General features: G+C 59.9%; 21 protein-coding genes. 11 read left to right on the top strand and 10 right to left on the bottom strand.

What is annotated here, in order from left to right:
* Positions 1–67: 67 nt before the first annotated feature.
* The gene (alaC, locus tag JWU58_RS07280; RefSeq protein WP_024014045.1) at positions 68–1,276 is read right to left on the bottom strand and encodes an alanine transaminase; all 1,209 of its coding nucleotides are present in this window, start codon (positions 1,274–1,276) and stop codon (positions 68–70) included.
* 138 nt (positions 1,277–1,414) lie between these two features.
* Here alaC and JWU58_RS07285 point away from each other — a divergent pair, with 138 nt between their 5' ends.
* From JWU58_RS07285 to JWU58_RS07295, 3 genes are all read left to right on the top strand, one after another.
* Positions 1,415–2,077, top strand: a complete 663-nt coding sequence (locus tag JWU58_RS07285) for a LysE family translocator (RefSeq protein ID WP_024014044.1) — start codon at positions 1,415–1,417, stop codon at positions 2,075–2,077.
* A gap of 69 nt (positions 2,078–2,146) precedes the next feature.
* Positions 2,147–2,632, top strand: a complete 486-nt coding sequence (locus JWU58_RS07290) for a GyrI-like domain-containing protein (RefSeq protein WP_024014043.1) — start codon at positions 2,147–2,149, stop codon at positions 2,630–2,632.
* 88 nt (positions 2,633–2,720) lie between these two features.
* Positions 2,721–3,209 carry a GNAT family N-acetyltransferase gene (locus JWU58_RS07295; protein ID WP_024014042.1) on the top strand — a complete coding sequence of 163 codons (489 nt, stop codon included), beginning with the start codon at positions 2,721–2,723 and terminating at the stop codon, positions 3,207–3,209.
* Positions 3,210–3,351: 142 nt separating this feature from the next.
* Here the strand turns inward: JWU58_RS07295 and JWU58_RS07300 are convergent, their stop codons facing one another.
* Positions 3,352–3,837: a GNAT family N-acetyltransferase gene (locus JWU58_RS07300; RefSeq protein ID WP_024014041.1), complete on the bottom strand. Its 486-nt coding sequence runs from the start codon at positions 3,835–3,837 to the stop codon at positions 3,352–3,354.
* Between the two features lie 142 nt (positions 3,838–3,979).
* Here JWU58_RS07300 and JWU58_RS07305 point away from each other — a divergent pair, with 142 nt between their 5' ends.
* Genes JWU58_RS07305 through JWU58_RS07315 form a run of 3 tightly spaced genes read left to right on the top strand, consistent with a single transcriptional unit; the run spans position 3,980 to position 6,012 of the window.
* Positions 3,980–4,405 carry a YybH family protein gene (locus JWU58_RS07305; protein WP_024014040.1) on the top strand — a complete coding sequence of 142 codons (426 nt, stop codon included), beginning with the start codon at positions 3,980–3,982 and terminating at the stop codon, positions 4,403–4,405.
* Between the two features lie 40 nt (positions 4,406–4,445).
* Entirely contained in the window at positions 4,446–4,790 is a 345-nt protein-coding gene (locus JWU58_RS07310) for a YciI family protein (RefSeq protein ID WP_024014039.1), read from the top strand.
* Positions 4,783–6,012 (top strand): RNA polymerase sigma factor, encoded by a 1,230-nt coding sequence (locus JWU58_RS07315; protein ID WP_206421686.1) that lies wholly within the window; start codon positions 4,783–4,785, stop codon positions 6,010–6,012. The genes JWU58_RS07310 and JWU58_RS07315 overlap by 8 nt, the downstream gene beginning before the upstream one ends.
* Positions 6,013–6,157: 145 nt before the next feature.
* Here JWU58_RS07315 and JWU58_RS07320 read toward each other — a convergent pair whose 3' ends face one another.
* On the bottom strand, positions 6,158–7,012 hold the full coding sequence (locus JWU58_RS07320; RefSeq protein ID WP_206421687.1) for a LysR family transcriptional regulator: 855 nt from the start codon (positions 7,010–7,012) through the stop codon (positions 6,158–6,160).
* An 89-nt stretch (positions 7,013–7,101) separates the two neighbouring features.
* Between JWU58_RS07320 and JWU58_RS07325 the strand changes: the two genes are divergently transcribed.
* The gene (locus tag JWU58_RS07325) at positions 7,102–7,539 is read left to right on the top strand and encodes a multidrug/biocide efflux PACE transporter (protein ID WP_206421688.1); all 438 of its coding nucleotides are present in this window, start codon (positions 7,102–7,104) and stop codon (positions 7,537–7,539) included.
* A gap of 119 nt (positions 7,540–7,658) precedes the next feature.
* Here JWU58_RS07325 and JWU58_RS07330 read toward each other — a convergent pair whose 3' ends face one another.
* The gene (locus JWU58_RS07330; RefSeq protein ID WP_130889002.1) at positions 7,659–8,417 is read right to left on the bottom strand and encodes an SDR family NAD(P)-dependent oxidoreductase; all 759 of its coding nucleotides are present in this window, start codon (positions 8,415–8,417) and stop codon (positions 7,659–7,661) included.
* A 121-nt stretch (positions 8,418–8,538) separates the two neighbouring features.
* Between JWU58_RS07330 and JWU58_RS07335 the strand changes: the two genes are divergently transcribed.
* Positions 8,539–9,435, top strand: coding sequence for a LysR family transcriptional regulator (locus tag JWU58_RS07335; protein WP_206421689.1), 897 nt, complete (start codon positions 8,539–8,541; stop codon positions 9,433–9,435).
* A 138-nt stretch (positions 9,436–9,573) separates the two neighbouring features.
* Here the strand turns inward: JWU58_RS07335 and JWU58_RS07340 are convergent, their stop codons facing one another.
* Complete coding sequence (locus JWU58_RS07340) at positions 9,574–10,596, bottom strand: transporter (RefSeq protein WP_016773564.1); 1,023 nt, start codon at positions 10,594–10,596, stop codon at positions 9,574–9,576.
* 276 nt (positions 10,597–10,872) lie between these two features.
* On the opposite strand from JWU58_RS07340, the gene JWU58_RS07345 reads away from it, so the two are divergent.
* A complete protein-coding gene (locus JWU58_RS07345; protein WP_206421690.1) occupies positions 10,873–12,495 on the top strand; it encodes a methyl-accepting chemotaxis protein in 1,623 nt (540 codons plus the stop codon).
* A 182-nt stretch (positions 12,496–12,677) separates the two neighbouring features.
* Here JWU58_RS07345 and JWU58_RS07350 read toward each other — a convergent pair whose 3' ends face one another.
* Positions 12,678–12,983 (bottom strand): PepSY domain-containing protein, encoded by a 306-nt coding sequence (locus tag JWU58_RS07350; RefSeq protein WP_030142484.1) that lies wholly within the window; start codon positions 12,981–12,983, stop codon positions 12,678–12,680.
* Positions 12,984–13,139: 156 nt separating this feature from the next.
* On the bottom strand, positions 13,140–14,273 hold the full coding sequence (locus tag JWU58_RS07355; protein ID WP_206421691.1) for a glycerophosphodiester phosphodiesterase: 1,134 nt from the start codon (positions 14,271–14,273) through the stop codon (positions 13,140–13,142).
* 219 nt (positions 14,274–14,492) lie between these two features.
* Here JWU58_RS07355 and JWU58_RS07360 point away from each other — a divergent pair, with 219 nt between their 5' ends.
* Positions 14,493–14,819: a DUF2025 family protein gene (locus JWU58_RS07360; protein WP_123443657.1), complete on the top strand. Its 327-nt coding sequence runs from the start codon at positions 14,493–14,495 to the stop codon at positions 14,817–14,819.
* A gap of 148 nt (positions 14,820–14,967) precedes the next feature.
* On the opposite strand, the gene JWU58_RS07365 is transcribed toward JWU58_RS07360, so the two are convergent.
* The 3 genes from JWU58_RS07365 to JWU58_RS07375 all read right to left on the bottom strand — a co-directional run bounded on the left by JWU58_RS07365 (position 14,968) and on the right by JWU58_RS07375 (position 17,931).
* Positions 14,968–15,672: a CTP synthase C-terminal region-related (seleno)protein gene (locus JWU58_RS07365; protein ID WP_206421692.1), complete on the bottom strand. Its 705-nt coding sequence runs from the start codon at positions 15,670–15,672 to the stop codon at positions 14,968–14,970.
* A gap of 98 nt (positions 15,673–15,770) precedes the next feature.
* On the bottom strand, positions 15,771–17,090 hold the full coding sequence (locus tag JWU58_RS07370) for a methyl-accepting chemotaxis protein (RefSeq protein ID WP_076563890.1): 1,320 nt from the start codon (positions 17,088–17,090) through the stop codon (positions 15,771–15,773).
* A gap of 232 nt (positions 17,091–17,322) precedes the next feature.
* Positions 17,323–17,931, bottom strand: a complete 609-nt coding sequence (locus tag JWU58_RS07375) for a TetR/AcrR family transcriptional regulator (RefSeq protein WP_206421693.1) — start codon at positions 17,929–17,931, stop codon at positions 17,323–17,325.
* Positions 17,932–18,142: 211 nt separating this feature from the next.
* Here JWU58_RS07375 and JWU58_RS07380 point away from each other — a divergent pair, with 211 nt between their 5' ends.
* Positions 18,143–19,198 carry an MBL fold metallo-hydrolase gene (locus JWU58_RS07380; RefSeq protein WP_206421694.1) on the top strand — a complete coding sequence of 352 codons (1,056 nt, stop codon included), beginning with the start codon at positions 18,143–18,145 and terminating at the stop codon, positions 19,196–19,198.
* Positions 19,199–19,200 lie beyond the last annotated feature (2 nt).

Here is a 19,200-nt window from a genome sequence, read left to right on the forward strand (position 1 = left end):
AAGCGGACGCAGAGCGTCCATTGAGGCATTCCCACGCAGAGCGTGGGAACGATCAGAGGCGTGTCAGTTATTTGGTAACCAAGCCATCCGCGCGGAACATCCCGCGAATCCCGCGCACTGCCTGGCGGATGCGGTCCTGGTTTTCGATCAACGCGAAGCGCACGTGATCATCGCCGTACTCGCCAAAACCCACGCCCGGCGAGACGCAGACCTTGGCCTCGGCCAGCAGTTTCTTGGCGAACTCCAGCGAACCCAGATGCGCATACGCCTCGGGAATCTTCGCCCAGACGTACATCGACGCCTTTGGATTCTCGACCATCCAGCCCAATTCATGCAGGCCCTTGACCAGCACGTTCCGCCGCTGGCGATACTGCTCGGCGATGTCGCGCACGCATTGCTGATCGCCTTCCAGCGCGGCAATCGCCGCCACTTGCAGCGGGGTGAAGGTGCCGTAGTCGTGGTAGCTCTTGATCCGCGCCAGGGCGCTGACCAGTTCCGGGTTGCCGACCATGAAACCGATACGCCAGCCGGCCATGTTGTAGCTCTTGGACAGGGTGAAAAACTCCACCGCAATGTCCTTGGCGCCCGGCACTTGCATGATCGACGGGGCTTTCCAGCCGTCGTAGACGATATCGGCATAAGCCAGGTCGTGGATGACCAACACGTCGTACTGCTTGGCCAGGGCAATCACCCGCTCGAAGAAATCCAGTTCCACGCACTGCGCGGTCGGGTTCGACGGGAAGCCAAGGATCATCATTTTCGGCTTGGGGATCGAGCCGCGAATGGCGCGCTCCAGCTCATCGAAGAAATCCACCCCCGGCACCAGCGGCACCGAACGCACCTGGGCGCCGGCAATCACCGCACCGTAGATGTGAATCGGATAACTTGGGTTCGGCACCAGCACGGTGTCGCCCTGGTCCAGGGTCGCCAGCATCAAATGTGCCAGGCCTTCCTTGGAACCGATGGTGACAATGGCTTCGCTTTCCGGGTCGATATCGACTTCGTAGCGCTGCTTGTACCAGTTGGAAATCGCCCGGCGCAGGCGCGGAATGCCTTTGGACGTCGAGTAACCGTGGGTGTCTTCACGCTGGGCGACCTGCACCAGTTTTTCGACAATGTGCGGCGGCGTGGCGCCGTCGGGATTGCCCATGCTCAGGTCGATGATGTCTTCACCACGGCGGCGAGCGGCCATCTTCAGCTCGGCGGTGATGTTGAACACGTAAGGGGGGAGTCGATCTATGCGCGCAAAGCGGCGCGGCGAACCTTGTTCGGCCATTGTTGCCTCGGATAACGTAAGCGCCCGGAACCGTCCGAGCGACGCTGGTCACTGCGGTGACCTGTGGCGGAAGATAAGGGCAGTGATGGCATACTGTCCAGCGCGGTTGTAAACATTTTTTTCAAGGAAAATCGGTCAATGGAATTCACCAGCGGCTTCTTGCTGAGCCTTTCGCTGTGCCTGGACATCGGCGTAGCCAACATCGCAATGATCACCCTGGCCATGCAGCGCGGCTACTTTCAGGGCTTCGCCCTGGGCCTGGGCACCTGCGTCGGTGACCTGATCTATGCGGTGCTGGCCTTGGCCGGCATGACCGTTTTGCTGCAATACGAAACCGTGCGCTGGGTGCTGTGGATTGGCGGTTCAGCGCTGCTGATCTACTTCGCGGCGAAGATGGTTTACTCGGCGATTCACCACGAAGCGCTGCTGGCGGAAACGGCGGAAGTGGGGCAGAACTCCCATCGCAAGGAATTCTTTCGCGGCATCTTTCTCGCCATGTCGTCGCCGAGTGCGATTCTCTGGTTTGCTGCGGTCGGCGGCACGTTGATCGCCCGATCCGGTGGCGGTGGTCCGTTGAGTTCGGCGCTGTTTCTCGGTGGTTTTCTCTGCGCCGGGCTGCTCTGGTCGGCCGGTCTGTGCTTCGCTGCAAGCCACGGCGGCAAGCTGCTGGGCGACAAGCTTCTGCGCTACTCCTATCTGGCATCGGCGGCGATCTTCTGCTATTTCGCGGTGTACGTGATTGTTTCTGGCTACAACGAGTTTGTCGGGTCGGGCGCCGTCGAGCAGTTGCATTCGCTGTAAACGTGCGAAACGGGTCGGGCTTTCTATACTCCCAGCCGAATCCACTTTTCCGTTCTGAGGAGTCGCGTCATGGATGAACAACAACGCGTCGAGATAGCCGAGCCTCGTTTCGAACACGGGCAATTTCTGCTGATTGCCGGTTTCGGCGGGCGATTCACTCAGGAGACCACCGAAGACATTCCCGCGTTATGGGAAAAACTGATCCCGCACTTGGGAAAAATCCCCGCGCAAGTCAACGAAGTAACCTACGGCGTTTGCTGCAATGCGGACGGTGAGGGCGGTTTCGAATACATCGCCGGGGTGCAGATCGACAAGCTTGACGACCTGCCGGAAAAATACCGCTGGGTTGAAATCCATCCGCAGCAATATGCGGTGTTTGAGCACAAAGGGTCACTGACGCAGCTCCCTGACACCTTCCAGTACATCTGGAACACTTGGCTGCCGCAGTCCGGCCACGAAGCGGCGGACGCCCCGGAATTCGAGCGCTACAGCGAGGATTACAACCCGAAACTCAATACCGGCACCCTGGAAATCTGGCTGCCGATCAAGGCCTGAGCGGCGTAACAATCGAGGTGGAGCATGTCCGCCCCGTTGGTTCTGCATTATGCTGGCGGGCCTTGTTTCCACAGATTTTTGAGCTGCCATGAACACCGTGATCCGCAACGTCAGCGCCGCCGACCTCGACCGCTGCTACGCCATCGAAACCGTCGCCTACGAAGGCGACGAAGCCGCCACCCGTGAAAAGATCGCCACGCGCATCGCCACCTGGCCGGACGGCTTCATCGTCGCCGAGGTGGACGGCGTGGTCGCCGGTTTCATCAATTCCGGCGCGGCGTTCGACGTGCAGATGTCCGACGAGGCGTTCAAGGAACTAATCGGCCACGACCCGAAAGGCCCGAACGTGGTGATCATGTCGGTGGTGGTGCACCCGGATTACCAAGGGCAGGGCCTGGCCAAGCGCCTGCTCGCCGAATTCATCGAGCGCATGCGCGCCATGGACAAAGCGACAATTCATCTGATGTGCAAGGAGCAGCACATTGCGCTGTATGCCGGCTTTGGCTTTGCCTACATCAAGCCATCCGAGTCCGACCACGGCGGCATGGCGTGGCACGAGATGATCCTGACCCTCTGAGGCCAAGACCTATCGAAACTGCCTGATCGTTCCCACGCTCCGCGTGGTAATGCAGCCGGGGACGCTCCGCGTCCCAAAACCGTGACGCAGAGCGTCACAAAGAGGCGTTCCCACGCGGAGCGTGGGAACGATCAGGGGATACTCAGAAGAACAGCCCCATCCGCCGCTCGTACCCAATCCGGCCCTTGTACGCTTCGCCGCTGTCGACGTAGCCATGCCTGGCATACAGCGCAATTGCCGCCTCGTTATCAGCGTCCACCGACAATTCCAGCCCCTTGATCTCCGGCCACGCTTCACGGGCAACAGCGGGCAGCGCTTGCAGGCAAGCCTTGCCGTAACCCTTGCCCTGCGCGCGCCGATCGACCTGCAGAGCATGCAATGTGGCGCTGTGTTCGTCGGCCCAGTCGGGCAATACCGGCGGGCGCTTGAGCAGCAGAAACGCTACCGGTACGTCGTCCGCCAGCAGGGCAAAACCCTTTACGCCAGGGCCGGGCTTCGACAGCAGGGTGTGCAAGGCACCGTGGATGTCGCCGGAGAATTTGATCTGCTCGGGGTGAATTTCAATCGACTCGACTTGCTCACGCTGCAAAGGGCTGAGGCTGTCGTAAGGCACGAGTTGGGCTGACACGGGAATTTCCTTTTTCCTACAAGGATTGAAGCTCGGATTCTAGCGACATTGTTGTCGGCGAAATTTTTTTGTTTGCCCTGTCGATCTACGCAAAGGGCAAACGACTAAGGACGTCTTCACAACAAAAACCACGGAGAACACCATGAGCGCACAAAGCGAAATCCAGACTCTGATCAATACCTACCGCGAAGCAGTAATGGCCAAGGACGTCGAAAAAGTCATGGCCCTGTACGCCGACGACATCGTCTCGTTCGATGCGATCAAGGCCCTGCAATTCAAAGGCAAAGCGGCGTACCGCGCGCATTGGGTCGAGTGCATGGAAATGTGCCCCGGTCCGCACATCTTCGAGTTCCACGAAATCGCCATAGAAAGCGCCGACAACATCGCTTTCGCCCACTGGGTGGCCAATTGCGGCGGCACCAACGACAAGGGCGAAACCCAGAGTTGCTGGATGCGCGTGACCGCCTGTTATCGGCAAGTCGGCGGGGCGTGGAAGATTGCCCACGAACACTGGTCGGCACCGTTCGATCCGATGAGCGGCGCGACGCTGTTCGATGTAACCCCCTGATCTTCAGCCATAGTTGATCCGTTCGAATCAGGAGATCGCCATGAAATACCTATGCTTGGTCTACAGCGATGAACGCCTGCTGCACACCTCGCCGGACAGCCCGGAAGACGCCGAATGCTGGGCCTACGCAGAGTCGATTCAGGGCAGCGGGCGGATGATCGCCGCCGAAGCGCTGGAGTCGGTAGAAACCGCCACCACCGTACGGATGCGTAATGGCAAGTTGTCGATCACCGACGGGCCTTTCGCTGAAACCAAGGAGCAACTGGCCGGTTTTTACCTGATCGATGCCAAGGATCTCAACGAAGCGATTCAGGTGGCCGGCAACATTCCGGCAGCGCGGGTCGGCAGCGTTGAAGTGCGCCCGGTGCGGCAGTTGAATGTCTGACGTCAGGGCGCGGGTCGAGCAGGTCTACCGCGAGGATTCGCGGCGGATTCTGGCCACGCTGATCCGCCTGCTCGGTGATTTCGATCTCGCCGAAGAAGCCTTGCACGAGGCGTTCTTCGTCGCGGTCGAGCGCTGGCAGCGCGATGGCGTGCCGGACAACCCGCGCACCTGGCTGGTCTCCACCGGACGCTTCAAAGCCATCGATGTGCTGCGCCGGCGCGCGCGGTTCAAGGCGTCGCAACCGTTGCTGCTGGCGCAACTCGACGAGCTCGAACAGGCTGACTGGAGTGGCGAAGACGTGGAAGACGATCGCTTGCGGCTGATCTTCACCTGCTGCCACCCGGCCCTGGCGGCGGATGCGCAGGTGCCGCTGACCTTGCGCGAAGTCTGCGACCTCACCACCGAGGAAATCGCCCGCGCTTTTCTCTCGGCGCCGGCGGCGATTGCCCAGCGCATCGTCCGCGCCAAGGCCAAGATCCGCGACGCGAAAATCCCTTATCAAGTGCCCACGCTGAACGAATTACCCGAGCGCCTCGACAGCGTGTTGCGGGTGATTTATCTGGTGTTCAACGAAGGCTATTCGGCCTCGGTCGGTGCCGAGCTGACCCGCGAGGATCTGACGCGCGAAGCGATTCGGCTGGGGCGCTTGTTGATGGAGTTGCTGCCGGAGCCGGAAGTCATGGGTCTGCTGGCGCTGATGCTGCTGCACGAATCACGTCGACCGGCGCGCACCTCGCCGAGCGGTGAACTGGTGTTGCTCGACGATCAGGATCGCTCGTTGTGGGATGCCCGGTTGATGGCTGAGGGTTGCACGCTGGTCGAGCGCGCGCTGAGTACGCGACGCTTTGGGCCATACTGCCTGCAAGCGGCGATTGCAGCGGTGCATGCGGAAGCGCCGTCGGCGGCGCAAACGGACTGGCAGCAGATTGTCGGTCTGTATGACGTGCTGCTGCGCGCGGTGCCGTCGCCGGTGATCGAGTTGAACCGGGCGGTGGCGGTGGCCAAACGGGATGGAGCGTTGGCCGGGTTGCTGGTGATCGAAGGGATTCTGGCGCGTGGCGAGTTGCAGGATTACCACTTGGCGCATTCGGCGCGGGCGGAGTTTTGCCGGCAGTTGGGCCGGGTGGAGCAGGCGCGGGCCGCGTATCAGCGGGCGCTGGAATTGACGCGGCAGGAGCCGGAGCGGCGGTTTATCGAGGGGCGACTGAGGGACCTGGGTTGATCTGGAAGCTGCGTCGGTGCGGCTGGCCCTTTCGCGAGCAGGCTCGCTCCCACAGGTGATTGCATTTCACTTTTGGGAGGCTCGATCCCATAGGTGAGCGCGTTTCAAGTGTGGGAGCGAGCCTGCTCGCGAATGGCAGCACCGCTTATTCGAGCATCTTGCTGAGCAACCAGCTCCCCGCCGGCCCCGGCGGATACAAGCGCGACCACAAGGCGTCGACAAACACCGGTTTCGGCCAGCCGCGCACGTCGAGCTCTATCAGCAAATCATTGGCATAACGCTGCACCAGCCACCTCGGCAACGGTGCCCAGCCAAAGCCTTTTTCCGCCATTTCCAGCAGCATCAGGTAACTCGGCGCCGACCACACCCGGCCTTTGCCGCGACTGTCGTACGGATTGACGATGGTCGCCAGTCGCAGCTCGCGATGTTGCTCGAGAATCTGCTGATCGACATGCTCAAGCTTGGCCAACGCATGCTCGCGGCTGACGAACAAGGCTATCTCCGTGCGCTCGGCCACAGTGGAGGTCACAAGATCCGGCGGGTAGTTATCCTGCATTTCCGCGAACGCCAGATGCGCCCGGCCGCGCTGGACCAGTTCGATCAGGTCTTCGCATTCGGCAATCAGGCATTCCAGCTCAAGCTCCGGATAACGCTGCTCGAAATCCACCAGCGCCGCTTCGAAACGATAGGACTGATAAGTGTCGGAAATCGCCACGGTCAGCTTCGGTTCCACACCTTGGGCCAACTGCCGTGCGCTCATTTCCAGACGACTGGTGGCGGCCAGAATCGCCTCGGCTTTCTGCAGCATGACGTGGCCGGCGGGGGTGAGCTTGGGCTTGCGGCTGCTGCGGTCGAATAGCTGCAAATCCAGATCAATCTCGAGACTGGCGACCGCGGCGCTGATGGTCGACTGACTGCGGCCCAACTTGCGCGCTGCCGCCGAGAACGAGCCTTGCGTCGCTGCCTGGACAAACGCCAGCAGCACTTCCTGCGAAGCCATGAACTATCGCCTTAATCGATGGTTATTGGTTTTGAAGTATCGGCATTCAGTTGGATCATGGCAACCATCGTCAAACAAGGAGTCAGGCCATGACTGCCCACAAGTCCATTACCGAACGTGTTTTCCAGGCGGTTGGTTTCGAGTTTCTCGCCATCCTCATCTGCACGCCGCTGCTCGCCTGGATCATGCAAAAGCCGCTGCTCGACATGGGCGCGGTGACCGTGTTGATCGCGCTGTTGGCGCTGGCGTGGAACGTGGTGTTCAACCGTTTTTTCGACCGTGCTCTGGCGCGGATGAATCTGCCGCACAACGCCTGGTCCCGTGTAGTGCATGCGCTGTTGTTCGAAGGTGGACTGATCGTGATGGGCGTGCCGCTGATAGCCTGGTGGCTGTCGGTCAGCCTGTGGCAGGCGTTGTTACTCGACATTGGCGTGCTGCTGTTCTTCCTGCCGTACACCTATGTCTACCACTGGGGTTATGACGTACTGCGCGAGCGCTTCATGGCCCGCCGCACATATGAAAGCTGAGGTAGCCCTGTGGCGAGGGGATTTATCCCCGTTGGGCTGCGTAGCAGACCCGATTTTGGGGCCGCTCCGCAGCCCAGCGGGGATAAATCCCCTCGCCACAAACGGTCTGTTGGTTGAGGTCAGAGAAACATGCCGCCAGACGCCTCGACCCGCTGACCGTTGATCCACTGTCCACCCTCCGACAGCAGCAGCGCCAGTGCACCGCCAATATCATCCGGCAGCCCTACACGACCCAGCGCAGTGTTGCTGGCAACCATCGCGTTGACCGCGCTGTTGTCGCGCACCGTGCCACCGCCAAAATCGGTTTCAATCGCACCCGGCGCCAGGATATTCACGCCAATCTGCCGCGCCCCCAGCTCTTTCGCCTGATAACGCGTCAGCACTTCCATAGCACCTTTCATTGCCGCGTAAGCGCCGTAACCCGGCAGGCTGAAGCGGGTCAGGCCGCTGGAAATATTGACGATGCGCCCACCGTCATTGATCAGCGGCAGCAATTGCTGAGTCAGGAAAAACGGCCCTTTCAACTGCACATTCATCAGCAGATCGAACTGCTCCGGAGTGGTTTCGCTGAACAGCGCATGCACGCCGACCCCGGCGTTGTTGATCAGGAAATCAAAGCGCTGACGCTCAAAGGTTTGCCCCAATACCTGTTCAACCTGCGCGGCAAACGCGGCGAAGTTTTCGCTGTGGCCGACGTCCAGCTGCAGCATCGCCGCTTTCGCGCCGAGTGCCTGCAATTCAGTGACCAGTGCCTGGGCCTCGTCGGCGCGGCTGTTGTAGGTGCCGATGATGTCGATGCCTTGCGCGGCGAGGTGCAGGGCGGCGCTGCGGCCGAGGCCACGACTGGCGCCAGTGATCAGTGCGATTTTGCGGTTCATGCTGACTTCCTCGATTGCAGTGATTGGGGATGGAAGAAGTTTATTTATCCGCCCTGAGGTGATAAACACGGCAAAAGCGGAATCACTGATCGGCTCAGCCGAACAATCACCGGGGCTTGTCATGAACAAACTGGAACTGCTGCGCACCTTCGTCCGGGTCAGCGAACTGTCGAGTTTCACCCTCGCCGGTGAAAGCCTCGGCCTGCCGCGCTCCACGGTGTCCGAGCAAGTGCAGGCACTCGAAGCCTTGCTCGGCACGCGGCTGTTGCAGCGCACCACGCGCAAGGTGCAGGCCACTCAGGATGGACTGGTGCTGTATGAACGCAGCAAAGATCTGCTCTCGCACATGGATGAAATCGAAGGGCTGTTCCGTCAGGACGAGGCTTCGCTGACCGGGCGCATCCGCGTCGATATGCCGAACATCCTCGCGCGACGCTTGATCATGCCGCGCCTTCCGGAATTCATGGATCGCCACCCGAATCTGCAGATGGAAATCAGCAGCACCGATCGCCGTGTCGATCTGCTGAGCGAAGGTTTCGACTGCGTATTGCGCATCGGCGCGCAGCCGGATCTGTCGGTAGTCGCCCGGCATCTTGGCGACTTCCCGATGGTCAATTGCGCCAGCCCGGCTTACCTGCAACGTTACGGCGTGCCGCAGACCATCGAGGATCTGGCGCAGCATCGGCTGGTGCATTACGTCGGCGTACTGGGCTCGCGTTCGGAGGGGTTCGTCTATGAGGAAAACGGCGAGGTGCGGCGCGTGGCGATGGCCGGCAGTGTCACGGTCAACAGCACCGATGCCTATGAAGCGGCGTGCCTGGGCGGCTTCGGCCTGACGCAGGTACCGCGCACCGGCATGCAACCGCATCTGGAAAATGGCGAACTGGTGACCGTACTGCCGCAACACACCGCACCGCCGATGGCGATTTCGTTGTTGTACGCGCGGCAACGGCATTTGCCGCTGCGGGTGCGGGTGTTTATGGATTGGCTCGGCGATGTCGTACGTTCAACGCTCTGACATTGAGCACATTGCCCCTGTGGGAGCGAGCCTGCTCGCGAAAGCGCCATGTCATTCAACATTGATTTATCTGACACACCGACTTCGCGATCAGGCTCGCTCCCACAGGGAGGACCGTGTTGTGTGTGGGATTTGCGCTCAATAATCCCCACGCTTGCGAAACGCCCAGCGCCCGGCAATCACGGTGAACGTCGCCACCAGCGCGACCAGCACCCAAAATCCGTGCGGGTCTTGGGACAGCGGCACACCGCCGACATTCATCCCAAAAAAACCGGCAATGATGTTGATCGGCAAGGCCAGGACCGTCACCACCGTCAGGGTGAACAGCGTGCGGTTGCTCTGTTCGTTGAGGTTGGCGGCGATTTCTTCCTGCAACAGTTTGATCCGTTCGCCGAGGGCGGTGAGGTCGTTGATGATCAGCGCAAACTCCTCGGTGGATTTGCGCAACTCCTTGACGTCCTCCTTCTGCAACCACGGCGGCGGACGATTGAGCAGGCGCAGCAACGAACCCGGCTCCAGCGCCAACAGCCGTTGCAGACGCACCAGCACGCGACGGTTGGCACCAAGTTCGGCGCGGTTGGTCGACAGGCGCGAGGAGAGCAGTTCGTCTTCGACCTGATCGACACTCAAGCTTGTCTTGCGCACGATCTGCGTCAGCACTTCGCCCTGATCGCGCAGCAAATGCACGAGCAGTTCCGAGGGCGAGCGAAAGCACTCGCCGGCCTTCACAGACGAACGCAATTTATCTACCGAATGCAGCGGTTGCAGGCGCGCGCTGACGATCAGTTTGCTGCGCACGCAGACCCACAGCGTCGACACGTCGGAGGAAACCATGCTGCTGAGGTTGAACACCACATCGTTGACCACCGCCAGCAGCGCCGAATCGACATGCTCGATGCGCGTCGATCGCGAACCTTCGTGCAGCGCTTCGAAAAACTCCTCGGGCAATTGCAGATGACTTTTCATCCAGCGCTCGCACGCGGCGTGGGCCAGGTTCAGGTGCAGCCAGAGAAACTCTTCGCTGTCGCCGTCGTCCTGCAAACAGCGCAAAGCCGTCGCCGAATCGATCTCGCGCCCGCGCTCACCGGGCAGGAAGCGAAAGCCGTAGAGCAAGCCAAACAGGTCCGGGGCGCGATGGCTGATATCGAGGCTGTGGTTCATGGCGGCTCGCTGCGAGGAGGGTGTCTGGGGCAGGATTTTCAGGTTCACCGGAGCGGCATCATCGCAAGCGAACATGACCGTTTTGTGACAGCAAAATGACTGCAAATCAAAGCGTTACCGGCTGTCGGAAGTTTCTCAAGGACGGCTCTGGCGCGCCGATCTCAGGTGAGTTAGGTTGCGCGCCATTGGCCTATGGCCATGGTACGTCGACAGGGAAGTCCGGCCATTTTTCACGTCCGCTCGGGCGTGCCTCATCCCTGCTTCGAGTACCTTGCAATGCTGCAAAAATCCCTGAGGGCGCAAATTCTCGCCCTGTTGAGCGGCAGTCTGCTGGCGATATTGTTGATCGCGCTGGCCTGCTTTCATTTCCTCTCCAACGGCGTGCAAAGCTATAGCCAGTTGATCGCCGGCCCGTTGCACACGTCGCAACTGATCGATGAAGCCAACCTGCAATTCAAAGTGCAGGTGCAGGAGTGGAAAAACGTCCTGCTGCGCGGCAAGCAACCGGCGGATCTGGCGAAATACTGGAGCCAGTTCGAAGAGCGCCAGCGCGATGTGCAGAACATTCTCGGCGAACTGGCCGGCCAGAAAGGCATCGAGGCCAATCTCAAATCCCGCATCGAACGCTTGCGCGAAGAGCATCGCCAGTTGGGCGCGGCCTATCAGAAGGGCCGCGATGCCTACGTCGCTGCCGGTGGTGATCCGAGCGCCGGCGACGCAGCGGTCAAAGGCGTTGATCGCGCCACCAGCGAGCAGATGAGCGCACTGGTCGCCGAACTGCGCGAGCAGGGCACCGCGCAGTCGGCATTGATCAGTGCCAGCGCTGACCGTACCGTGTGGCTTGGCCTGTTGGTGATGCTCGCATCAGGCTTGCTGATCGGTCTGCTGAGCCTGTGGCTGGTCAGCCGCAACCTGATCGAACCGATCCGCAACCTCATCGATTACGTCACCCGCTTGAGCCGTGGCCAGTTGGCCGAACGTGTTGTCAGCGAGCGTCGCGATGAACTGGGCAACCTCGCCGCCGCAGCGAACACTCTGCGCGATTTTCTCGCGGACACCTTCACTCGCTTGCAACGCAGCGCCGGTGATCTGGACAGCGCCAGCGGCGAGTTGAATGCCATTGCCACGACGATGGCCGGCGGCACCAGCGAGCAATTCAACCGCACTGATCAAGTGGCCACGGCGATGAATGAAATGTCCGCCACGGCCCAGGAAGTCGCCCGTCATGCCGCCGATGCCGCGCGTGCTGCCAACGATGCCGATCAGTCGGCGCAGCAGGGTGAAAAGGTCATGCAGACCACCATTCACTCGATCACGCAGATGCGCGGCGAAATCGCCAACACCGCCACGGTGATCCGTCGCCTGGAAACCGACAGCGGTCGTATCGGCAAGGTGCTGGAAGTGATTCGTGGCATCGCCGAACAGACCAACCTGCTGGCGCTCAACGCGGCCATCGAAGCGGCGCGGGCGGGTGAGGCCGGGCGTGGTTTTGCCGTCGTCGCCGATGAAGTGCGCAACCTCGCCCAGCGCACGGCGGAGTCGATCATCGAGATCAACCAGATCATTCAGAACGTGCAGACCGGCGCTGTCGATGCCGCGCAGGCTATCGAGAGCGGCCAGGCGCGCAGTGATGAAAGTGTCGAGCAAGTGACCCAGGCCGGCGCGATGCTGGAGCGCATCACCTTGGCGGTGGAGGCGATTCGCGACATGAACCGGCAGATCGCCACGGCGGCAGAAGAGCAGACTTCAGTGGCCGAGGATATCTCGCGCAACCTGACTGAAATCACTGCGATTGCCAGCACCAACCTCGACAATGTGCAGCGCACCGAAAGTGCCAGTCAGAACCTGCATGGATTATCGGGGCAGCTGAATGAGGTGACGGCGCGGTTGAGTGCTTGATTGCGAGTTCAAGCGTCCGGCATCTTTTGTAGGTCCTCGCCTGCTCGCGATAACGGTGGAACAGTCAACATTGATGTCGCTGACACTCCGCTTTCGCGAGCAGGCTCGCTCCCACATGATTTACGGCAGGCATGAAAAAGCCGCACGATTTTTCAATCGTGCGGCTCTTTAACAGCGGTCTATCAAGTGTCTTGCTTGTTGCTCAGCACTTTACCGGTGGTGGCATCAAAGTCCACGTCGAACTCTTTGCCGTCAGCAGTTTTAAGTTCAACTTCGTACTCGTAACCATTGAAGTGGTTATCCAGGTCGGTGTCGGTAATCGTTGCGCCCGGGTGCAGTTTCAGTGCTTCGGCGTTCATCGATTCCAGCGACTTGATCTTGCCGTCCTTGACCAGTTGCGGGATCTGGTCGATGCGAACATCAGCCTGAGCCAGGCCAGCGGTGAGGGTCAGGGCAGCGGCGGTAAACAGGGCAGTCAAAGTTTTCATCGGTTCATTCCTTGGCAGTGCGTTGAAGTGGTTGATCTGTGTAAGTGGGTTCAGATTAACCAGCGCAACTTAACTCACCCTTAAATCTCTGCTTCGCGATAAAACTGCTCTTTGTGGGAGCGAGCCTGCTCGCGAAGCAGGCGACTCGATAGCAACTTAGAAACCGTTCTTCTTCAGAACCTCATCAACACTGCCAACAGCCGGACGCTTGTAAAACTTCAACAATTCACTGGCGCGGTTGGTAAAGATGCCGTCGACACCCGCCGCCATGACTTTCTCGTAGTCCACCGCCTCGTCGACCGTATAAACATGCACCAGCATGCCTTGGTCGTGGGTGTACTTATTCATCCACGGTTGCACCAGGTCGGAGTAACTCTGATCACCACCCTGAGTCAGCTTCGCCGAAGGGCCGGTGCCGATCGCGCCCTGAGCCTTGGCGTAGTCGACCCATTGCTTGAATTCCGCTTCTGACTTGGGTTCCTGCTTGCCGTAGAAAACGTTTTTGTCTTTCTCGCCGGACGCGGCAAACGTCACCGCAGATTTAGGCTCGATGCTGCCTTCGCCGACCCACAACAGCAGGATCTTCGGCACTTGCGGCATTTCCTTTTCCAGCAATTGCAGGCTGTTCTTATCGAAGGTCTGCAGGATCACCTTGCCTTTGCCTTTGCCCTGACCGACGCCGAGCGCACTTTTCGCCAGCTTCGAACCGGCCGGACTGAGCCAGCCGCGATCCTGCAGTTTTTCCTTGAGGTCATGTTCGATGCCGGGAAACAGCTGCGGCTCTTTGGTTTCGATGTACAGGCCCGGCTTGTGCTGCGGGTTGGCGCGGGCGATGTCGATGATTTCATCGAGGGTAAGAATCTTCAGCCCGGCGTAGGAGGGGCGTGCGCGGTCAGGATATTTGCTGTTGAACCAGCTGCCGGCATCGAGGGTTTTCAGTTCGGCCATGGTGAACGCGGTGGCCGGGCTGTCCTTGCGCTCGGGGAATTTGCTGGCGACGTCGGTGGTGCGTTGCAGGTTGTCGTCGTGCAGGGCGAAGAGCACGCCGTCCTTGCTGCGCTGCAAATCCATTTCCAGGTAATCGGCGCCGAGGTCACGGGCCAGTTTGTAGGCCGCAGCGGTGGATTCCGGGGCATCGAACGACGCGCCACGGTGGGCGATCACCGCCGGATGCGGAATGCCATGGGCAGCAGCGATTGCCTTGGGCTCCGGGTGGCTGGCGGCATGCGCCTGACCGAGGCCGAACAACAGACTCAGCACCAGAGCGCTTCGGGTAAAAGTGGCAGGCATGGTCGAGTTCCTTTCGCAGGTTTTTTCGAGACGTACCTTTTAACAATTGACGCGCCGCAGGGCTATCGCCAGACCGACATAAACCGCGCAAAACGGAAATTTCCTGCACTTTTGTGGCGCTGTTTGCAGTACGCTTGCCCTCGGCTGACGCCCCGGCAGAGGGCGCGCCGCTACATTGCCCTGCGTGTAAACCATCGATCATCTTTCGTGAGGTTTACCATGCGCATCACCTCCCAACTCATCTGCCAGGCTGCCGACGATCTCAAAGGCTTCGTCGGCCTCAACCGCAAGACCGGCCAGTACATCGTGCGCTTCAGCGAAGATTCGTTCGGCATGGACGTGGCCGACGACGGCATCATCCCGGCCAGTGAATTCGTCTGGGCGAAGGCGTCGGAAACCACCATGACCCTCAAGCGCGAATTGATTCAGCTGATGCTCGATCAACACATCGACGACCGGATCAACATCACCGAACCGTTACGGGTTTACATGAGCAAGGTTGAAGTGCCGGAGATTGTTGCGGTGCGGAGTCTGGTGCGCGGTTGAGGTTTTGCAGTGGGGTTGCGGGCCTCTTCGCGAGCAGGCTCGCTCCCACAGGGATTTTGTAAACGCCACAGATCCAATGTGGGAGCGAGCCTGCTCGCGAAGGCGGCGTTGTGGGCGCCGCCAACCTCAATGGCCGAATGCATAACGCTCAATCCCGCAATCCGCAGGCTTCGATAAATGCGCGAACCAGCGGTGGCATTTTTCCTTTTAGTGCGGCGCGTTCCGGCTGGAACAGCGTGGCGACGAAAAACGGATGTTTTTTCAATTCGATAGCGCGCAGATCCCCCGCTGAATCACGGCCTACCGCTTGTAGCTGATCGCTCATCAAATGCTGTTCGAACTGCGGATTCACGCCGTAGCGGCAGCGATAGCCTTCTTCAATTTCAGACTTTTCGTACGCCTTGGCGATCAACGAGCCGGGCTGGAGGTGAATGACGTCGATGGCTTCAACCAGCGAGCAGCTCAGCGGCGTGAGCACGGCGCGTTCGGATTCTGGCGAGGTTTCCCCGTGCTCGGCGTCGGCCCAGCCCAGCACATTGCGCGAATATTCCAGAACCGCGTGCTGAAAACCGCCACAGGTGCCGAGGAAAGGTCGCCCTTGCTCGCGGGCAAAGCGGATGGCGCGTAGCGCACCGTCTTCACTATTATAAGGGCTGGCGGGTACACACCAGAACCCATCGAATTGAGTCAGCGCAGTGTCGGTGCCGATCTCTTCAGTGGCCAACCACTCGAACTGCACGGTGCGTTGCAGGTGTTCGGCGACCAGGCCGAGTGCAACCGGGATCGCTTGATGAGCGGTGACTTGGGGGTCGTAATCGCCAACCAGGGCGATGCGGACGGCGCGATTTTCCATGGGATTTCCCTGCGCTTGCTGATGGATGGCAGTCACTATAGATCGCGTGATTGCCATCCACTATCCCGAGTTTCACCTGGTGACTGAGACTACCGCCATTACCCCGACACCCGCTCATTGGCAAACATGCTCACCGCATCCACCGCCTCACTGGCGCCATCGCGAATCTGCAGAATCACCGTGCCGGCCTGATTGGCCAGTTCCACGCCTTCTGCGGCGCGGTCGCGGGTGCCTTGCATGCTCTTGATCGCCTGCCGTGTTTCGCTCTGGATCAGACTGATCATGGTGGAGATCTCCGCGGTGGAACCGCTGGTGCGCGCCGCCAGTTGCCGTACTTCATCGGCCACCACGGCAAAGCCGCGGCCCTGTTCACCGGCGCGCGCGGCTTCGATGGCGGCGTTGAGGGCGAGCAGGTTGGTCTGATCGGCGATCGCGCGGATGGTGTTGACGATGGCGGTAATCTGCTCGGAGCGGTCGCCCAGTTGCGCGATCAGCGTTGAGGACTGGCTGATGTCCTCGGCGATTTCGCGCATTTCGCTGGCAGCCTGTTGAATCACTTGCGTACCTTGCTCGGCGACTTTCCGTGTCGCTACCGAGATGTGATAAGCGGTGCTGGCACTGCGCGCGTCCTGCTCGTGTTGCTCGACACGGGCGGTAACGTCAGACGCGAACTTCACGACTTTGTACAAACGCCCCGAAGCGTCGTAGACCGGGTTGTAGTTGGCCTCCAGCCAGACGATCTGACCGCGTTTATCCACGCGCTCGAACTGCCCGTGGAAGAACTCGCCCTGATTCAGGCGCCGCCAGAAATCCTGATAGGCGCCGCTGTTGACCAGCGCCGGGGTGCAGAACAAGCGGTGATGCTGGCCCTTGAGCTCTGCGAGGCTGTAACCCATGCGCGTGAGAAAATTCTGGTTGGCGGTAAGAATATTGCCGTCGAGATCGAACTCGATCACCGCCATCGCGCGATCAATCGCCTGCAGTTTGGCGTTGGCCTCGTTCTCCTGCTGCACCTTGGCGGTGACATCCATCGCGTACTTGACCACTTTGATCACCCGTCCCGACGCATCCTTGATCGGGTTGTAACTGGCCTCGAGCCAGATCGGCTGGCCTTTGCTGTCGACCCGTTCAAAGGTGCCGGACTGGAACTGACCGTTTTTCAGGCGTGACCACAGCTCGGTGTATTGGGCACTGCGCCCGAACTCTGGTGTGCAGAAATGCCGGTGCGGCTGGCCGATCGCTTGGGCAGCCGTGTAACCCATGGTCTTGAGGAAATTGTCATTGGCACGCAACACCACGCCATCAAGATCGAACTCGATCACCGCCATCGAACGGTTGATCGCTTCGAGCATCGCAGCTTGGTCAAAAACGGTGTGTTGCAGTTCAGCGAGGGCGGCTTTCTGGCGATTGAAAAACATGCTTGCGATACTCGGGAAGTGGGGAAAATCAAAAGGATTCAGTCCCTATTCCTGCGCCGGCAGACCGAAATGCACGGACGGCATTCGGTGGTGACTGCTCAATGCCAGCGTTCCGTTACTGGCAGATGGCTACTTATACAAAACTTAATAAAGTTGTACAAGAAAGGAATTTTTCACAATTTTGTATAACTTTTTACGAGATTAGTTGTACACGGCTCGACGAGCCGGTGATTCACCGCTGATACAGTGCCAGGAACATCTCCAGCGCCGACTCGGCAACTGCATTCTGCGCGTCTGGATCAAGGGCCGCGCGACCCAGCGAGATCTGCGGCCAGAACGCGAATGCCTTGAGCAAACCTTGTACTTGATGCGCGGCAAATTCTGGATCCACCGGCTTGAGCCGTCCGTCGGCTTGTGCTGCGCGTATCCAGACGGTCAGGCCTTCCTCGCGCTCGCCCATGCGCTCGATCATGTTCTGCGCACGTTCGGGGGAATGAATGGTTGCGGCAATCGCCACCCGGGCGAGGGTGAGAAAATTCTCGTCAGCCATCATCTGCACTTTTTCTTGCAGCATCAGGCGCAGCTGCTCATGCAGCGGTCGCTCGCGGTCGTAGCTCACCGATGGCTCGGCAATGATCCGCGCCCACAACTGATTAAGGATCTCGGCGAACAGCTCTTCCTTGCTCGGGAAGTGGTTGTACACCGTCCGCTTCGACACCCCCGCCGTGGCGGCGATCTTGTCCATGCTGGTGATTTCGAACCCGTGGGCACGGAATTCGGCGATCGCCGCTTGGATGATGGCTTCGCGTTTGCGATCGGTGAGGCGTTGTGGAGCGGTCATGAGCGGACTTCAGTAGAGAAGGGGGGAAATTACACTCGGCAGTTTACTTGGCGTCGGCTTTGATGCAACCTAGAAACTACACCGCTCAGTGTAATGTTGCGTTAATCCTCGCACCTTACAAACCAGAGCGTTTGGCCTTTGCGTGCAGCTTGGCCATTTTCATTTCCCGTGGAATACCGTGCAGCACACGGTTTTTCGGAGTCGTTCAGTCATGGCCAATCCAGTCTCTCTCCCGGATAACACTCCCACGCCTGAAGCCTCTCGACAGGATCAAGGGCTGTTTCGCAATCATGCGCCGGTGCAGCGCGAAGGGGTACGCAAAATGCTGCGGATCATGTGGAACATGATTTTCCACAAACCGCGCGACACCCGTCCGAGCGCCGCCATTCCTGTGCAGCCGCTTACTCGCGAAGATCTGCTCGCAGCGCCCAATCACAGCGTTTACCGCTTGGGGCACTCGACGCTGCTGCTGAAGATGCGCGACAAATTCTGGATCACCGACCCGGTCTTCGCCGAGCGCGCCTCGCCAGTGCAATGGGCTGGCCCGAAACGCTTCCACCAACCACCGATCAGCATTGACGAGCTGCCACCGATCGAAGCGGTGATCCTCTCGCACAACCATTACGACCATCTCGACTACGAAGCGGTACTCAAACTCGCCGCCAAAACCACTTACTTCCTGACTCCGCTGGGCGTGGGCGACACCCTGATCAAATGGGGCATCGACGCCAGCAAGGTGCGCCAGTACGACTGGTGGCAGGGCACCGAAATCGCCGGTATCCGCTTCATCGCCACCCCATCGCAGCACTTCTCCGGCCGTGGCCTGTTCGACGGCAACAGCACGCTGTGGGCGTCATGGGTGATGATCGACGCCGACACACGAATCTTCTTCAGCGGCGACAGCGGTTACTTCGACGGCTTCAAACGCATCGGCGAACAATACGGCCCGTTCGACCTGACCCTGATGGAGACCGGCGCCTACAACGTCGAATGGCCCCACGTGCACATGCAACCGGAAGAAACCCTGCAAGCCCACATCGACCTCAAGGGCCGCTGGCTCTTCCCGATCCACAACGGCACCTTCGACCTGGCCATGCACGCCTGGCACGAACCTTTTGACCGCATCCTTGCGCTTGCATGGGAACGCAGTATTGCGATTACCACACCGCGGATGGGGGAGGCGTTCAGCCTTGCGCATCCACAACGGGGGAGTGCGTGGTGGATGGCGGTTGAAGAGGAGAGTGATGCGGTGGTACAGAACGCATGAAT

Origin of the sequence: Pseudomonas atacamensis (genome assembly GCF_017167965.1) — a bacterium.
In the GTDB taxonomy this organism is placed as follows: Bacteria; Pseudomonadota; Gammaproteobacteria; order Pseudomonadales; family Pseudomonadaceae; genus Aquipseudomonas; species Aquipseudomonas atacamensis.

Bases quoted from the DNA above. Each gene is read 5' to 3' on its own strand.
- alaC (WP_024014045.1), bottom strand. From the start codon at position 1,276: ATGGCCGAACAAGGTTCGCCGCGCCGCTTTGCGCGCATAGATCGACTC.
- JWU58_RS07285 (WP_024014044.1), top strand. From the start codon at position 1,415: ATGGAATTCACCAGCGGCTTCTTGCTGAGCCTTTCGCTGTGCCTGGAC.
- JWU58_RS07290 (WP_024014043.1), top strand. From the start codon at position 2,147: ATGGATGAACAACAACGCGTCGAGATAGCCGAGCCTCGTTTCGAACAC.
- JWU58_RS07295 (WP_024014042.1), top strand. From the start codon at position 2,721: ATGAACACCGTGATCCGCAACGTCAGCGCCGCCGACCTCGACCGCTGC.
- JWU58_RS07305 (WP_024014040.1), top strand. From the start codon at position 3,980: ATGAGCGCACAAAGCGAAATCCAGACTCTGATCAATACCTACCGCGAA.
- JWU58_RS07310 (WP_024014039.1), top strand. From the start codon at position 4,446: ATGAAATACCTATGCTTGGTCTACAGCGATGAACGCCTGCTGCACACC.
- JWU58_RS07315 (WP_206421686.1), top strand. From the start codon at position 4,783: ATGTCTGACGTCAGGGCGCGGGTCGAGCAGGTCTACCGCGAGGATTCG.
- JWU58_RS07320 (WP_206421687.1), bottom strand. From the start codon at position 7,012: ATGGCTTCGCAGGAAGTGCTGCTGGCGTTTGTCCAGGCAGCGACGCAA.
- JWU58_RS07325 (WP_206421688.1), top strand. From the start codon at position 7,102: ATGACTGCCCACAAGTCCATTACCGAACGTGTTTTCCAGGCGGTTGGT.
- JWU58_RS07330 (WP_130889002.1), bottom strand. From the start codon at position 8,417: ATGAACCGCAAAATCGCACTGATCACTGGCGCCAGTCGTGGCCTCGGC.
- JWU58_RS07335 (WP_206421689.1), top strand. From the start codon at position 8,539: ATGAACAAACTGGAACTGCTGCGCACCTTCGTCCGGGTCAGCGAACTG.
- JWU58_RS07340 (WP_016773564.1), bottom strand. From the start codon at position 10,596: ATGAACCACAGCCTCGATATCAGCCATCGCGCCCCGGACCTGTTTGGC.
- JWU58_RS07345 (WP_206421690.1), top strand. From the start codon at position 10,873: ATGCTGCAAAAATCCCTGAGGGCGCAAATTCTCGCCCTGTTGAGCGGC.
- JWU58_RS07350 (WP_030142484.1), bottom strand. From the start codon at position 12,983: ATGAAAACTTTGACTGCCCTGTTTACCGCCGCTGCCCTGACCCTCACC.
- JWU58_RS07355 (WP_206421691.1), bottom strand. From the start codon at position 14,273: ATGCCTGCCACTTTTACCCGAAGCGCTCTGGTGCTGAGTCTGTTGTTC.
- JWU58_RS07360 (WP_123443657.1), top strand. From the start codon at position 14,493: ATGCGCATCACCTCCCAACTCATCTGCCAGGCTGCCGACGATCTCAAA.
- JWU58_RS07365 (WP_206421692.1), bottom strand. From the start codon at position 15,672: ATGGAAAATCGCGCCGTCCGCATCGCCCTGGTTGGCGATTACGACCCC.
- JWU58_RS07370 (WP_076563890.1), bottom strand. From the start codon at position 17,090: ATGTTTTTCAATCGCCAGAAAGCCGCCCTCGCTGAACTGCAACACACC.
- JWU58_RS07375 (WP_206421693.1), bottom strand. From the start codon at position 17,931: ATGACCGCTCCACAACGCCTCACCGATCGCAAACGCGAAGCCATCATC.
- JWU58_RS07380 (WP_206421694.1), top strand. From the start codon at position 18,143: ATGGCCAATCCAGTCTCTCTCCCGGATAACACTCCCACGCCTGAAGCC.